The sequence below is a fragment of the Lentzea sp. genome (genome assembly GCF_036380075.1).
Taxonomy (GTDB): Bacteria; Actinomycetota; Actinomycetes; order Mycobacteriales; family Pseudonocardiaceae; genus Lentzea.
In genome coordinates, this window is record NZ_DASVFL010000027.1 from 72,296 (window position 1) to 88,550 (window position 16,255).

9 protein-coding genes are annotated in these 16,255 nt (G+C 71.3%); all 9 read right to left on the reverse strand.

The genetic code is table 11. The features are described from left to right. Nucleotides 1-30 precede the first annotated feature (30 nt). Complete coding sequence (locus tag VF330_RS03035; protein ID WP_330849925.1) at nucleotides 31-3,114, reverse strand: family 78 glycoside hydrolase catalytic domain; 3,084 nt, start codon at nucleotides 3,112-3,114, stop codon at nucleotides 31-33. Between the two features lie 142 nt (nucleotides 3,115-3,256). Then, nucleotides 3,257-5,515, reverse strand: coding sequence for a cellulase family glycosylhydrolase (locus tag VF330_RS03040; protein ID WP_330849926.1), 2,259 nt, complete (start codon nucleotides 5,513-5,515; stop codon nucleotides 3,257-3,259). 170 nt (nucleotides 5,516-5,685) lie between these two features. Continuing rightward, nucleotides 5,686-7,815: a glycosyl hydrolase family 95 catalytic domain-containing protein gene (locus VF330_RS03045; RefSeq protein ID WP_330849927.1), complete on the reverse strand. Its 2,130-nt coding sequence runs from the start codon at nucleotides 7,813-7,815 to the stop codon at nucleotides 5,686-5,688. Further along, nucleotides 7,812-9,767: a beta-galactosidase gene (locus VF330_RS03050; RefSeq protein ID WP_330849928.1), complete on the reverse strand. Its 1,956-nt coding sequence runs from the start codon at nucleotides 9,765-9,767 to the stop codon at nucleotides 7,812-7,814. Before VF330_RS03050 ends, VF330_RS03045 begins: the two co-directional genes overlap by 4 nt. Before the next feature lie 3 nt (nucleotides 9,768-9,770). Further along, nucleotides 9,771-10,664, reverse strand: a complete 894-nt coding sequence (locus VF330_RS03055) for a carbohydrate ABC transporter permease (protein ID WP_330849929.1) — start codon at nucleotides 10,662-10,664, stop codon at nucleotides 9,771-9,773. Then, entirely contained in the window at nucleotides 10,661-11,578 is a 918-nt protein-coding gene (locus VF330_RS03060; protein WP_330849930.1) for an ABC transporter permease, read from the reverse strand. The genes VF330_RS03055 and VF330_RS03060 overlap by 4 nt, the downstream gene beginning before the upstream one ends. Next, the gene (locus VF330_RS03065) at nucleotides 11,565-13,208 is read right to left on the reverse strand and encodes an extracellular solute-binding protein (protein WP_330849931.1); all 1,644 of its coding nucleotides are present in this window, start codon (nucleotides 13,206-13,208) and stop codon (nucleotides 11,565-11,567) included. The genes VF330_RS03060 and VF330_RS03065 overlap by 14 nt, the downstream gene beginning before the upstream one ends. Before the next feature lies 1 nt (nucleotide 13,209). Continuing rightward, nucleotides 13,210-15,189 carry a TIM-barrel domain-containing protein gene (locus VF330_RS03070; protein WP_330849932.1) on the reverse strand — a complete coding sequence of 660 codons (1,980 nt, stop codon included), beginning with the start codon at nucleotides 15,187-15,189 and terminating at the stop codon, nucleotides 13,210-13,212. A 62-nt stretch (nucleotides 15,190-15,251) separates the two neighbouring features. Next, complete coding sequence (locus tag VF330_RS03075) at nucleotides 15,252-16,247, reverse strand: LacI family DNA-binding transcriptional regulator (RefSeq protein ID WP_330849933.1); 996 nt, start codon at nucleotides 16,245-16,247, stop codon at nucleotides 15,252-15,254. Between the last annotated feature and the right edge of the window lie 8 nt (nucleotides 16,248-16,255).

Consider the following 16,255-nt stretch of genomic DNA (forward strand, 5'->3'; position numbering starts at 1 on the left):
AAGCCTTTGCAGCGCAGCGCAATACCTGCCTCAGCCCGCCTTGCCGTCGAACTTCCACCGGCCGTGCGGCACGGTCACCACCCCCGCGCCCGGCACGTGCACCTCGGCGGTCGAGCCCACGGGCACCTCGACGGTCAGCCGCAGCACGCCGTCGACCCGCGACCACGCCACGCCGATGCGTCCGCGCACGCTCTCGAACTCGAACCGCGCCCAGGAGACCGCGGTCGCGTTGGGCCGGACGGTGAACGTGCGGTAGCCGGCGTCACCCGGCCGCAGCCCCGCGACGTTCTCGTACAACCACTGCACGACCGTGCCCTTGAAGTAGTGGTTGCGCGAGCGGGTGTCGGACTCCCACATCTCCCACATCGTGTCGGCGCCGTTGTCGAACCAGTAGCCCCAGCTCGGGTACGACCGTTCGACGGCCACGGCGTGCGCGACGTCGGCGTGACCGTGGTCGCTCAGCACTTGGAGCAGCACGCTGGCGCCGAGGCAGCCGACGTCGAGGTGGTTGCCGTTCGCCCTGATCTCCGAGGCCAGCCGGTCGGCGACGGTCTGGACGGACCCGGCGGGCACCATCCCGAACGCCAGCGGGAGCGCGTTCGACGTCTGCCGGTAGCCGGGGTCCTTGGCGGTGCGGTAGAAACCGCCTGCCAGGAAAGCATCGTTGAACGCTGCCAGCAAACCGGCGGCCACCTCGCGGTAGCGCGGCACCGGCTTGCCGATGACGTCACCGAGCTCGGCGGTGTGCAGCAGTGCGCGGTAGAGGTACGCGGTCGCGCCGAGCCTGGTGTCCTCGGGTGGGATGCCGTTGCCGTAGCCGGGGGGCAGCCAGTCGCCGAGTGCCGTCACGGCGAGGCCGTTCTGCAGCCTGCCGATCTCCCAGTCCAGGTAGCGCGTGAGCACCGGCCAGTGCTGGGCGGCCAGGCGGTCGTCGCCGTAGACGCGGTACATCTCGCGCAGCACGAACGGGTACACGGTCGTCCACTCGGGAGCGGGCGCCAGCTCCCGGTAGCCCCAGCCGCCGCTCGGCACGGTCACCGGCAGCTGCCCGGCCGCGTCCTGGCTGTCGGCGAGGTCGCCGAGCCACTTGGTGAAGAACTTCGCCATGCCGAGCTCGGCCAGCATGGACGGCGCGCCGACCTGGGCGTCGCCGGTCCAGCCGTTCTTCTCGTAGGTCGGCGTGTCGGTCGGGATGCCGTGCAGGTTGTTCGTGACGGTGCGGCGCATCGCGGCGTCGTACTTCTCGAACAACGGCTCGGAGCAGCGGAACGTGCTGACGGTGGGCACGTCGGAGTGCACGACCCTGCCCACCAGTCCAGGCGCGGCGGACAGGCCGGTCACCTCGACGTAGCGGAAGCCCTTGTAGGAGAACTTCGGTTCCCAGGTCCCCTCTCCCCCGGCGCAGACGTACTCGTCGAGCTGACTGCGCGCGCCGGTGACCAGCGGGTTGTCCATGCGGACGGTGCCGTCGGCGTTGAGCGTCTCGCCGTGCTTGAGGCGGACCACCGTTCCGGCGGGTGCCGTGACGGTGAGCTGCGTCCAGCCGGACATCGTGCGGCCCATGTCGGCCACGAACACGCCGGCCTTCGGCGAGGTGACGGTCGGCGTGACCGACTCGACCACGCGGATCGGTTCGTGCTCCTGGGCTTTCAGCGTTCCCCTCGGGCCGGGCCTGGCGGGCGCCGGCTGCCACTTCGAGTCGTCGAAGCCGGGTTTCGTCCAGTCGCGCGGGGCGCGGCGGGCGTCGTAGGTCTCACCGGCGTAGAGCGAGTTCGACACCGTCGGGCCGTCGGTCAGACGCCACGACCCGTCGGACGTGATGGTCGTGCGGGTGCCGTCCGGGTGGTCGATCTCCAGCTGTGCCAGCAGTTTTGGCTCGTCGTGCCACGGCGGCGCCTCCCACCGCCAGGCGTTCGGCGTCTTCATGCCGTAGAAACCTCGGCCCAGCGTCACGCCGATCGCGTTGCGGCCGGAGCGGACGAAGCCCGTGACGTCGTGCGTCGCGTACAGGACGGTGTTGTCGTAGTCGGTGAAGCCGGGGTCGAGCACGCGGTCGCCGACGCGGCGGCCGTTGATCTCGGTCTCGTGGTAGGCCAGGCCGGACACGTACAGACGGGCGCTCCTCACCGGTTTGGTGAGCGCGAACTCCTTGCGCAGCAACGGCGCGGGCTGCTCGCGCACCGTCACGTTCGATCCCCACGGGCCTTGGCCGTACGGGTCGAGCACGGTCGCCGGGGCCCACGCGGAGTCGTCGAAGTCCGGGGTCTGCCAGCCGGGCTGCTCGGTGGCGGCCACCTTCCAGCCGGGACCGGTGACGAACTCGCGCTGCCCGTCCGGAAGGTCCACGAGCAGCCGCAAGAGGAACCCGGCTGGACCCTCCGACCGGTTCGTGGCTCGCGCGGCGAGGACGATCCGCCTGCCCACGAGAGCGGTGACGTCGGCGCGTTGCCCGACCTTCCAGACGTCGACTTCCTGCGGCACGTGCACGACCTGGGTTCCGTTGACGTACAACGTGAAGTCGTCGTCCGCGGTCGCGACGAGCCGGGCGCGCACGGCGTCGGCGGGCAGGTCGAACGCGGCGCGGAACCAGCGGCTCTCCGCCGGGGTGGTGTCCGACCAGATCCACCGGGCGCCGGCGAAGCCGATCGACGTGCCCGGGGCGCCGATCCACCTGGCCTGCCAGGGCGTGCCGAGCAGGGCGGTCTCCCACCAGTTCGACGTGCTCCACGCCGACGGCCGGTTCGCGCCGTCCCACACCCGCACGCGCCAGTGGTACCGCGTGCGCGGCTTGAGCTCCTTGCCGCCGTAGGCGATCTGGGTGGTGCGGTCGGAGGTGACGCGGCCGGACTGCCAGACGTCGGAACGGCCGGGCGCCGTGCCGACCTCGACCTGGTAGGCGGTCTGCCGCGCGCCGCTGCCGCCGGCCGCGAGCACCCAGCTCAGCCGGGGCACGGTGACGTCGGTGCCCAGCAACGTCTCCGCGTACTCGACGGTGGTGCGCACGACCCGCACACCACCGGCCTTCTCCTCCTGGGCGGCGCGGGCCACCCCGGCCGGGAGCGCGGTCGCCGTCAGCCCGACGGCCGAAGCAGTGAGGAACACCCGTCTGCGCACGTCGCCTCCACCTTCGTCGCTGGATGAAACGTTTCAATCGCCGCGGCGACGCCCAGCGTGTTCGGTGCGTTGCGGTGTGTCAAGGCGCACAGCAACAGGCTGTCCGCATTCGGACAGCCTGTTGAATCGTTTAAACCCGTGGTCAGCCGGTGGTGCAGGCGCTCCCGTTGAGTGTGAACGACGTCGGTGCCGTGTTCGTGCCGCTGAAGGTGCCGTTGAAGCCGATGCCGGTCGACGCGCCCGGTGCGAGCGCGCCGTTCCACGCCAGGTTGGTGGCGGTGACGGCGGCACCGGACTGCGCGACCGTCGCGCCCCAGCCCGGCAGGGTGACGCGCTGGCCGTTCGCGTAGCTGAAGGCCAGGGTCCAGCCGTTGATGGCGCTGGTGCCCGTGTTGGTGATCGTCAGGTTCGCGGTGAACCCGTTGCCACCGCCCCAGTTCTGACCCGAGTAGCCGACCTTGCAGGTCCCGGTGCCGCCGCCCGCGCTCGTCGTCGCGGAGACGATGCCGGACACCGCCGAGACGTTGCCCGCCGCGTCCCTCGCGCGGACCTGGTAGCGGTAGGTGGTCGACGGGGTCAGGCCGCTGTCGGTGTAGCCGGTGGAGGCGGACGAGCCGACCGCGGCGAACGACCCGCTGCCCACCGCGCGGAGCACGTCGTAGCCGGTCACGCCGACGTTGTCGGTCGACGCGGTCCAGCTCAGCGTGAGGCCGGTGGACGTCACGCCCGCCGCCACCGGGGTGCCCGGCGTGGACGGCGCCTGCGTGTCACCGCCGGTGCCGCCGCCGTAGATGGTGGCTTCCTTCGACGTCTGGCGGACACCGTTGGCGCCGTTGAGGAACCGCTCGCCCCACGTGGTGAGGCTCGCCGGGTTGAACGAGTTCGTCATGTCGAGGTAGGCGACGTCGCTGCTGTTGCCGCTCCACGACCAGCCGAGGTAGCCGAGCCCGCGGGCCTGCGCCTGGGCCATGATCGTGTCCTCGTCCGGGTCGCCGTCGCTGTGGTTGTACCCGAACTCGCCGACGACCAGGGGCAGACCTGCCGTGCGGAACGCTTCGAAGTAGGCGTTGACCTTGTCCGCGGTGTTGTAGACGCCGTACATGTGGATGGAGAACACGGTGTTGCGCTGCGGGTCGGCGCTGAGCACCGAGGCCGCGTTGTCGCGCATGATGTTGCCCCAGTCCTGGCCCCACATCGGCGCGTCGGCCATCAGCAGGTGCTGGAGCCCGGCGCCGCGCAGCCTGCTGATCGCGCTGCTGGTGGCACTCGCCCAGGTGGCGCTGACCGTCGCGTTGTTGCCGAACGGCTCGTTGCCGAGGTTGATGACGACGTGGTTCTCCTGGCCCTTCAACGCACTGGCGACGCTGATCCAGTAGGTCGCCGCTTGGTCGAGCGTCGCCGCACCGCTCTGCTCGCCGTAGCCGGTGGTGTCGTGGACCTCCAGCACGCAGATCAGCTTCGACTGCTTGCACAGCGAGATGACGCTCGAGACCTCCGCCGCCGGAGTCGGTCCCCACCGCTGCCCGCTGCCGAGCACGACGCGCACCGTGTTGGCACCGAAGGACTTGATGTCCGCGAACGCCCGCGTCTGCGACTGGTACCAGACGTGCGCGTGGTTCACGCCGCGCATGACGAACGGGGTGCCGTTCGCCTCGACGACCCGCGTCCCCTCGACGTGCAGGCCGGTCGCGGCCGGCTGCGAACCCAGGGCGGTGACCACGGCCGGGTACCAGCGCGCCTCGATCTTCTGGATGCCCGCGTTGTTGGGGTGCACGCCGTCGGACGTGTCGGCCGCCGTGTCGAAGCCGGTCCACTGGTCGACCACGGTGATCGGCGAGGCCGCCGTGCTGTTCGCCCGCGCCCAGCCGGGGATCGCGCTGTTCAGGTCGACGACCCGCTGCGCGCACGCCGAGCAGTTCGACGGCGTCATCGGCAGGATCTGGGCCACCACGAGCTTGATCGCGGGGTTACTCGCCCTCATCTGGCCGAGCATCGTGCTGTAGGCGCTCAGGATCGTGGACGCGGGGATGTTGCTCCACACGTCGTTGGTACCCAGGTGCATCAGCACGACGTCCGGCCGCGCCGACGACAGCCAGCCGGGGAGCTGGTTGTCCCGCACGATGTTCGTGGCCAGGATCCCGCCGTGGCCCTCGTTGTCGCCGTCGTAGGTGAAGCCGCACCCCGGCGCGGGCAGCGACCCGACGAAGTCGACGTCGGTGTGCCCGGTGTCCTGCAGGTGCTTCCAGAGCAGCGCCCGCCAGCAACCGGGCGAGCCTGTGATGGAGTCGCCCAGAGTCATTATCCGCGCGGGAGCCGCGGCACCGGCCGCGGCGGGAGCGATGACGGCGCAGGCCACGAGGAGCAGGCCCGCCATCACCGACCGGAGAAATCGCAAGGTCACGACGACCTCCTGGGAAATGTTCCGCCGATGTGGATGTCCGATTTCCGGGAGCGCTCCCAGAACCGGACACTAGCCAGCCGATGACCGGACGGCACCGCCGGTTGGCCCACCGCGGCAACCTGTCCGCAGCGGACAACCCCATGACGTCGGCTTGTCCTGCCGGACAAGCGTCATCGCACCGGCGTGAGGGTGCCGTCGAGCATCACCTCACCGTCTTGCTCGATGCGCACTTCTCTCCTGCGGCCCTCGTAAGTCACGACCGCGACCGTGTCCCTGAGGGCTCGTACCGCGACGGCCTGGAGCTGTCCGCCGTCCCACCACAGGCTGACCGCGATCCCGCCGCGCGCCCGCAGGCCTTTCACCACCCCCGTGGGCCACGCACCGGGCAGCGCGGGCAGCAGCCGCAGTTCGCCGGTGTGGCTCTGCAGCAGCATTTCCGCGATGGCGGCGGTGGCGCCGAGGTTGCCGTCCACCTGGAACGGCGGGTGCGCGCACAGCAGGTTCCGGTAGACGCCGGCGCCGGTGGTGGCTTCGGTCAGCAGCATCTCCAGCAACGCGTGCGCTCGGTCGCCGTCGCCGAGTCTGGCCCAGAGCGCCGCTTTCCAGGCCAGTGACCAGCCGGTGCCGGCGTCCCCTCTGGCCACGAGGGCGCGTTCGGCCGCGGCGGCGAGGCTCGGGGTGCGGATGCGGTCGATCTCTGCGCCGGGGAAGAGGGCGATCAGGTGGGAGAGGTGGCGGTGACCGGGTTCGGCGTCCGGGAGGCAGCCGGGCCACTCGAGGAGCTGCCCCTGCGGGCCGATCGGAGGCGCGGGTAGTCGGGTGGCACGGATGGCGTCCACGACTTCGTCGCGCCACTCCCCCTCCGCCCCGCCGATCCCCAGCACCTCCGCGGCCGCCACCACGTCCGCGAACAACCCGGCGATCAACGCCAGGTCCGCGGTGGACCCCACTCCCACACCGACCGGACGCCCGCCCGCGAGGTAGTGGTTCTCCGGCGACGTCGACGGCGCGGTGGTGAGCACCCCGTCCACCGGCACCAGCCAGTGCAGCAGGAACTCGGCCGCCCCGCGCAGCACCGGCCAGGCTCGCGCACGCAGCCACTCGACGTCGCCGCCGAACGCGTAGTGCTCCCAGAGGTGCCGGCTCAGCCACGCCGCCGCCAGCGGCCAGTTCGCCCACGCCGGGTCGCCGACGCCGTCCCCCACCGGCGTCGTGAGGCACCACGGGTCGCTGTTGTGGTGCGCCACCCAGCCCGGCGCGCCGTACAGCGCCTTCGCCGTGGACGCACCGGTCTCGGCCAGCCGCGACACGAACTCCAGCAACGGCTCGTGGCACTCCGGCAGGGCCGTGGTCTCGGCCGGCCAGTAGTTCATCTGCAGGTTGACGTTGAGCGTGTAGTTCCCGCGCCACGGCGGGTCGAGGTGCGGGTTCCAGACGCCCTGCAGGTTCGCGGGCAGCGTGCCCGGCCGGGAGCTCGTGAGAAGCAGGTAGCGGCCGTACTGGAACAGCAGCGCGGACAACGACGGGTCCGGGCGCGCGAGCCGTTCGTCGGTGGGCAGATCGGGCGACGGGCCCAGGTGCAGGCTCACCCGGTCGAACAGCGCGCGGTGGGACTCGGCGGCCTCCGAGCGGAACCGGTCCCAGCCCAGCTCGCGGGCCCGTGCGACCCGGTCGAGTGCCAGGCGTGCGCACTCGGCCGGGTCGTCCTCCGGGGCGGTGCCGGGGCCGCGGTAGCCCGCCTCGGTCGCCACGAACACGGTCCCGCCGTCCACCACCGCGACCGCGGCCCACGCCATCCCGGACGGCACCCGGCCGCGCACACCCACGGCACCGGACGACGTGAAGTGCTCACAGGGCAACGAACTGCGCAAAGACGCACCGGTCAGCGGGCCGTGCACCGCGAGCACGTGCAGTCCGGCATGGCACACGGCTTCTTGCGTCGACTCCCCGCTCGACACCGTGTGGACGCCGGTGCGCAGATCCAGCTCACGCCGACCGTCGGGAGGACCACCGGCGATCAGCAGGTCGGCGAGCGGGAGGTACTTCGCCGTGTCCGGGCCCTGGACGCGCTGGAGCACCCTCTCCGCCTCGGACACGGACCCCGCCAGCACGTGCGCACGCGCCCGGGCGACCAGGTCCGGGTCGCCGCAAGCGGGAGGCAGCGGCGACCCCGTCCACAGCCGGTCGTCGTTGAGCTGCACCAGGCCCGTGCCGAACACCATCGCGCCGAGACGTCCCGTGCCCAACGGCAGCGCCTCCTCCCACGTCCGCGCGGGAGCCCTGAACCACAGCCGGGTCATCGCAGCACCCGCACGCCGTAGCGCGGCAACGAAGTCGCGCCGCTGACCGTCTCGCCGGTCAGCAGGTCGACGAACGTGCCGTCCACGACCACCTCCGCGGGTGAGGGCCGGTGGTTGAGCACGAACAGGAGCTCGCCGCGCCGCACCACCTCGACGCCGTCCGGCGGCGGTGACGAGGACACCTCGGCCTGCTGGGCCACGTGCGCGAGCAACGCCCGCATCGCGTCCGGAGCGGGCCTGGTCGCGACGTACCACGCCGCACCCGCGCCGAAGTCGTTGCGCAGCAAGACAGGCATGCTCTCCAGCTCGCCCTCGGCCACCGCGGCGACCACCGAAGCCGTGGTCACCTCCACGTCATCGGCCCAGAAATCCGCGGTGAACGAGCCGAGCAGCTCCGACGAACACGTCAACGTCCCGCTCTGAGGCAGGAACTCGGCGACGCGCAACCCCAGCACGTCGGCCAGCAACGCGGGATACCCGCCCAGCTGGACGTGGTCGTTCTCGTCGACCACCCCGGAGAGGAAGCCCAGCACGAACGTCCCACCACCCTCCACGTAGGACTGGACGCGATCGGCGTCGGACGCCGTGAGCAGGTACAGGTTCGGCGCCAGCACGAGCCGGTAGCCGGAGAGGTCGGCAGACGGCCGCACGAAGTCCGCGACGATCCCCAGCCGCCACAGCGGCGCGTAGAAGTCGCGCACCCGGTCCAGGAGGTCGACCCGCGCGGGCAGGTGCTCGTCGCCGACCGCCCACCGGCTGTCCCAGTCCACCAGGATCGCGACCTGCGCGGGGACCGGAGCACCCACGACCCCCGACAACGACGCCAGGTCCCTGCCGAGTGCCGTGACCTCCCGGAACACCCGGCTGTCCGGTCCGCGGTGCGGCACCATGCCGGAGTGGAACTTCTCCGCGCCCGCGCGGGACGCCCGCCACTGGAAGAAGCACACCGCGTCGGCACCCCGTGCGACGGCCTGCAACGACTGCGTCCGCAGCTGGCCCGGCGGCCGGCGCGGACCGCGGGCCGCGCTCGGCGACTGCTCCATCAGGAACCACGGACCCCCGCCCAGGCCGCGCATCAGGTCGTAGCCCAGCGCGGAGTCGACGTGCGCCAGGGGGTCCTCGAAGTCCGGGTACCAGTCGTGCGACACGAAGTCCTGCGCCGCGGCCGCCCGCCAGTAGTCGACCGGCGCGTGCAGGCCCATGAAGTTCGACGTGACCGGCACGTCCGGCGTCACCTCCCGCAGCACGTCGCGCTCCGCGCGGAGGCACTCGAGCAGCGCCGCCGAGCAGAACCGGCGGAAGTCCAGCACCTGGGTGGGGTTGCGCAGGTAGGGGGCGGCCCGCGGTGGCAGGATCTCCTCCCACTCGCCGTAGTGCTGGCTCCAGAACGTCGTCGCCCACGCCTCGTTCAGCTCCTCCAGCGACGAGTACTTCGCCCGCAGCCAGCGGCGGAAGTGCCGGGCCGTGCCGTCGCAGTGGCAGACCTCGCAGTACTCGTTGTTCACGTGCCACAGCGACAACGCGGGATGCGACGCGTACCGGCGGGCCAACTCGGTGACGATCCGGACCGCGTAGTGGCGGTAGACCTCCGAGGACGGGCAGAAGTGGTTGCGCGACCCGTGCGACATCCGCACGCCGTCGGCCGTCACCATCAGCGCGTCCGGGTGGCGCAGGCTCATCCACGGCGGCGGCGAGGCGGTAGGCGTCGCGAGCCCGACGCCGATCCCGTTGTCGTGCAGCAGTTCCAGCACCCGGTCGAGCCAGCCGAAGTCGAACGCGCCGGGCGAGGGCTCCAGCCGGCCCCACGAGAACACGCCGACGTTCACCAGGTTCACCCCGGCCTCGCGCATCAGCGCGACGTCGGAGAACCACATCTCCTCCGGCCACTGCTCGGGGTTGTAGTCACCCCCGTAGACGAGGCGGCCGCGCGTGACGTCGGACAGCTCCGGCATGGCTCATCCCTTGACGGCGCCGAGGATGACGCCCTTGGTGAAGTGCTTCTGCACGAACGGGTACACGAACAGCACCGGCACGACGGCGATCACGACCACGGCCATCTTCACCGCGAGCGTTGGCAGTGGCGCGACGCCCTCGATCACCGCCTCCCCGCCGGTGCCGGGGATCGGCTGGCCCTGCAGGACGTACTGCCGCAGCACCAGCTGCAACGGCCACTTGTCCGGCGTGTTCAGGTACAGGAAGGCGTTGAAGAACGCGTTCCAGTAGCCGACCGCGTAGAACATCGCGATCACCGCCGTGACGGCCTTCGACAACGGCAGCACGATCCGCCGCAGGATCCCGAACTCGCTCGCGCCGTCGATGCGCGCGCTGTCCACGAGGTCCTGCGGTATGGAGAGGAAGAACGACCGCAGCACAACCAGGTTGAACGCCGCCACGGCGCCGGGCAGCACCAGCGCGGCGTAGGTGTCGAGCAGTCCCAGCGAGCTGACCAGCAGGTACGTCGGGATCATGCCCGGCCCGAACAGGAACGTCAGCAGCACCACGAACAGCAGCGGCCGGTGCGCGAACGACCCCGGCCGCGACAGCCCGTACGCGGCGAGCAGCGTCAGCACCGTGCTGAACACCGTGCCCACCGCCGTGACCCCGGTGCTGACCAGCACCGCCCTGCTCACCACGCCGCCCGCCAGCAGCTCGGAGTAGGCGAGGAGGCTGATCCCGTCCGGCACGACCACCAGCCCGCCCGCCTTCGTGATGGCGGCCTGCGGCGAGACGCTGGTCAGGACCACCACGTAGAGCGGGAAGAGCACGGCCACCACGACGACGGCCACGACCACGCCCTTCAGCGCGCGGCCGGCCGCGGTCGGTTCCTCCTCCCACGCGGCCCTGCTCACCGCTGGTACACCCCCTGCTGGCCGAACACGTGCGCGAGCTTGTTGGCCCCCAGCACGAGCAGCAGGCCGACGACGCCCTTCACCAGCCCGGCGGCGGCCGCGTACGACCAGTCGTTGTTGACCACGCCGGTGAAGTAGACGTACGTGTCGAGCACCTCGGCCGTGTCCGCGCCGACGGCGTCGCGTTGCAGCAGGAACTGCTCGAAGCCGACGCTCAGCGCGTCGCCGAGCCGCAGGATCAGCAGCAGCACGACCACCGGCACCAGCGCGGGCAGCGTGACGTGCCACAACCGGCGCCACCGGCCCGCGCCGTCGACCGCGGCCGCCTCGTACAGACTGGAGTCCACGGTGGACAGCGCGGCGAGGAAGATGATCGTGCCCCAGCCGGCGTCCTTCCACACCGACTGCAGCGTCACCAGCCCGAGGAACAGGTCGGGGTCGTTCATGATGTCGATCGTCTGCGCGCCGTGGGAGCGCAGGAACGCGTTGATCGCGCCGGTGCCGCCGAGGACCTGCTGGAAGAGCGTGATCACCAGCACCCACGAGAAGAAGTGCGGCAGGTAGACCACGCCCTGCACCAGCATCCGCAGGCGGGCGCTGAGCAGGCTGTTGAGCAGCAGCGCGAGCAGGATCGGCACCGGGAAGTAGAACACCAGCTGGAACAGCGTGATCGTGACGGTGTTCAGCGCCGCCTGCCAGAACCCCGGGTCGGTGAAGATCCGCTGGAAGTTGTACAGGCCGACGAACGGGCTGGCGCCGATGCCGGTGTAGGGCGAGTAGCTCTGGAACGCGATCACGTTGCCCAGCAACGGCACGTAGTGGAACACCACGTACACCGCGATCGCGGGTGCCACCATCGCCAGCAGCGGCCAGTCGCGCCGCAGCCGGCGGGTGAGGGCGTCAGCGCCCGGCATCGGCCAGGACCTTCGTGTGGAACTCGCGGAGCCGGTCGCCGCCCTTGCGGCGCCACTCCTCGGCGAGCTTGCCGACGTCGCCGACCGGCGTGCGGCCGAACACGACGTCCATGGTCTTGTCCTGGAACTCCTTGCCGAGCTTGGAGAACTCGGCCGGCTCGTCCACCTTCAGGCCGAACTCCAGCGGCTTCGTGCGGTGCGCGTGCGTGTCGGCGTACCAGGCGTGCTGCGCCTTCACGAAGTCCGGGTAGGCGGGGTTGCTGATGGTCTGCGGCGGTCCGGCGAAGAAGCCATAGGTGAGGGTGATCTCCCTGCGGCCCAGGTCGTTCAGCTGCGGCTCGCCTTGGGCGTCCCTCGCGCTGTGCGTGCCCTCGGTGCCGTAGGTGAGCAGGTGGTACTCCTGCGTGCCGATCGGGCTGGCCGCGAAGTTCGCGATCCGCAACAGCTCCTCGACCCGTTCCTTCGGCAGGTCCTTGCGGAACATCGTGATCATGGTGGTGGGCGTGGACACCGGGTACGCCGGCTTGCCGCCGTCGTGGTGGAACAACGGCATCGCGGCCATGTCGAAGGAGGGGTTCGACGGCCGTTGCGCGGCCAGCATCTCCTTCCACGCGCCGACGCCGTCCTGCATGATCAGCATCTGGCCGTTGGCGAAGAGGTCCTTGTGCTTGCTGGTGCCGCTCAGGCCGCCGGAGACGTAGTCGGGGTGGGCGTAGCCCGCGGCGCACAGCGACCGGGTGAACTTCACGGCCTCGGTGTAGGCCTCGGTCTCCAGCTGGTTGACGACCCGGCCGGACGAGTCGCGGCTCCAGTCGCCCTGGCCGCCGAACATGCGGACCATCGCGCGGAACACGTCACCGAGCGCCCACCGGTTCGCGGCCGGGTCGGTGATCTTCTTGCAGAGCTGCTCGAACTCGGCAGCCGACTTCGGCGGCGCGACGCCCAGCTGCCGGAAGAGGTCGTTGCGGTAGAAGATGGTCTCCGGGTAGAGCGAGCCGGGGAACGGCACGCCGTAGAGGCGCTTGTTGAACGCGCAGCCCAGCCAGTCGTCGGTGGAGATGTTCGCGAGCATCGGGTACTTGCGCACCTCGTCGCCCTTGAGGAAGTCGGTGAGGTCGGTGAACACCGTGCCGACGCCCTCGGTGAACCTCGCCGGGATCGTGAACGACGGCATGACGACGATCTCGGGCACCTGCCGCGCCGCCATCATGGCGCTGAGCTTCTGCTGGAAGTCGTTGCCGCTGACCTGCTCGAACTTGATCGTCGCGCCGAGCTTCGCGTTCACGGCGTCGTAGTAGGCGTTCTGCCCGAGGCCCGGCGGCACCGGCCAGAACGACGGCGTCATCGCGGTGATCTGCCCGCCTGAGCCGGGCTTGTCCTTGACGGCCTCGACCAGCCGCGCCGGGTACTTGAGATACGCGGAGGGCGACCCGTCGACGCCGGGGAGATCCGGTTTCGCGAAGTCCAGCGGGACGTGCGCGGGCAGCACGCCCGCGAGCTCGGCGCCGCCGAGCGCCGTCCCGGTCTGCTGGGCGGGCGGGGCACCGCACCCGCCGGCCGCCGTCGCGAGCAGGCTCGCGCCCACCAGCCCCAGGAAAGTTCTCCGGTCCACACCGCTGTCACCGGGCACGTCACCGCTCCTTCGCGTCGGAGATGGGGAGTTCCGCGCCATCGCGCAGGAACAACGGGATGCGGTCCAGCGGCGCGGAGACCCGCACCGTCCGGCCGCCCGCGACCGTCTCGCCGGTCCACGCGTCCGTCCACTCGGGACCGGCGGGCAGCACGACGTCGCGGTCACGCGCACCGGCCGCGTACACCGGTGCCACCAGCAGGTCGGGACCGAGCAGGAACTGGTCCTCGACGGCCCATGCCGCGTCGTCGTCCGGGAAGTCGACGAACAGCGGCCGCATCGGCGGGACGCCCCGCTCATGGGCGACCCGCATCTGGTCCATCAGGTACGGCCGCAACCTCTCCCGCAGCCAGAGCAACCCGCTGATCAGCTCGTAGGCCTCCTCGCCGAACGCCCACACCTCGTTGGGGCCGCCGGTCATGGCCGGTCCGAGGCTCATCCCCGGCTCGCGGTAGCCGTGCAGGCGGAACAGCGGGCAGAACACGCCGTACTGGAACCACCGCACGACCAGCTCGCGGTACTCGGGCGACTCGGGGTCGCCGCCGTGGAACCCGCCGATGTCCGTGGTCCACCAGGGGATGCCGCTCAGCGCCACGTTCAGGCCCGCGCGGATCTGGCGGCCCAGCGAGTCGAACGTGGCCGGGATGTCACCGGACCACAGCGCGGCGCCGTAGCGCTGGCTGCCCGCCCACGCCGACCGGCACAGCGTGATGATCTCCGTCTCGCCCTCGGCGCGCATGCCGTCGTAGAACGTCCGCGCGTTGTCCGCGGGATAGGCGTTGATCACCTCCAGGCCCGGTCCGGCGTGCGTCAGCAGGTTCTGCGGGGTGCCGGGCTTGAGCTCGGGTTCGCAGGCGTCGAGCCACCAGACGCGGATGCCGTGGCGGAAGTAGTTCTCCCGCACCTGCTCCCAGACGAACGCGCGCGCCTCCGGGTTCGACGGGTCGTAGAACGACACCCCGACGTCCTCGGCCACGCCCTTGTCCGGCCAGTCGGCGTGCACCGGCGGCCCCTGCTCGGTGGCGAGGAACAGGCCGCGGTCCAGCATCGTCCCGTAGTGCTCGGACAACGGGCTGACCGACGGCCACACCGAGACCATCAGCCGCACGCCCAGCTCGTCCAGCTCCCGCACGGCCGCGGCGGGATCGGGCCACTCCGCCGGGTCGAACCGCCACTCCCCCAGGTGCGTCCAGTGGAAGAAGTCCGCGACGATCACCGACAGCGGCAGGCCGCGGCGGTGGTGCTCGCGGGCGACCTCCAGCAGCTCCTCCTGCGACCGGTAGCGCAGCTTGCTCTGCCAGAACCCGGCCGCCCACTCCGGCAGCAGCGGCGGGTGCCCGGTCACGCCCGCGTAGCGTTCGAGCACCTCGGCGGGTTGCCCGGCGGTGAACCAGTAGTCGATCTGCCGGGCGCTGTCGGACGTCCAGCGCGTCGCGGTGCGGCCGAGCTCGACCCTGCCGACCGCCGGCGTGTTCCACAGCAGGCCGTAGCCGCGGCTCGACACCAGCAGCGGGATGCTGACCTCGGCGTTGCGCTGCACCAGCTCGACGACCGCGCCCTTCTGGTCGAGCAGTCCGTGCTGGTGCTGGCCGAGGCCGAAGAGCCGCTCTCCCTCGTAGGAGCGGAAGTTCTGCTCGACGCGGTGGTAGCCATTGCCGGTGGCGGTGAACAGGCGCGGGCCCGGCCACCAGAAGTGGATCGGCTGCTCGGCGAGCAGCTCCTCCCCGGTGTCGTCGCGGAGGAACCGCACGACGCCGTCCCCGAGCTCGACCCGCAGCCTGCCGTTGAGGAGCACCGCGGAGTCCGGGCCGATCTTGCACTCCACCCGGCCCGGCGGGCGTTCCAGCAGGGCGCCGCGGATGCCGTCGCGCACGACCGCCAGGCCGACGCGCACGCGCACGCTGTCGGGTCCCCACGCCTCGACTCGCAGCACCTGGTGCCCTTCGCGCCACTCCAGGCCCTGGGCGATCTCGCGGAACATGTCTCACCTCGTCGTTGTCGAAGCGTTTCGATGACGGACCGGCCGGGCCGAGCGGGGCCGGGTCAGCGGGGTGCGGTGCTCGCGCGGCTCAGGAGCTTGGGGGCCAGCAACGTCAGCGGGGGCGTCTGCTGGCCGTTGAGGCGGGCGACCAGCAGTTCCATCGCCTGCCGGCCGAGTTCCTCGGCGGGCAGCTGGACGGAGGTCAGCTGGAGCTGCTCGGCGTACTCGTCCGGGCAGATCGCCACGACGGCGACGTCGTCGGGGACCTTGCGCCCCAACGCGCGCAGGCCGGCCGAGACCCAGCCGAGCGCCGCCTCGTTGTGCACGACCAGCGCGGTCATCGCCGGTTGGGCGCGCAGCATCGCGCGCATCGACGCCAGCACCGACTCGTAGTCGTCCTCGGCGGGCAGCGCGGTCGAGGCGATGCCGCGGCGCATGGCCGCCGCGCCGAACCCCGCCATCGTGCGTTGCGCGTAGCCGGTGTTGCGCTGGTAGACCACGCTCGGGGCGCCGAGGAAACCGACGTGCCGGTGGCCGAGGTCGGCGAGGTGGTCGACGCACCGCGCGCCCGCCGCCTCGAAGTCCAGGTCGACGCAGACGATCCCCTTGACCGCGGCCGGGCGTCCGATGAGGACGGACGGCTGGGCCATCTGGCGCAGCAACGGCACGCGATCGTCGTCCAGTTCCACGTCCATCACCAGGAACCCGTCGGCCTGGGCGCTGCCCGCGACCCGCCGCAGCCCCTCCGCGCCCTGGTCCGCCGTCACCAGCAGCACGTCCATGTCGTGCCGGCGCGCCGTCGTGACCACCGCCGTCACGAACCGCATCAGCACGGGCAGGTGCACGCCCGCGCGCAGCGGCAGCACCAGCGCCACCACGTTCGCCCGGCTGCTCGCGAGCGCTCTCGCCCCGGCGTGCGGGTGGTAGCCGAGCAGCCGGATGCTCTCCCTGACCTTGGACCGGGTCTGCGGCGAGATCGACCGCTTGCCGGTCAGCACGTAGGAGACGGTGCTCGGCGCGACTCCGGCGTGCCGCGCCACGTCCGCGATGGTGACCACACCGGCAC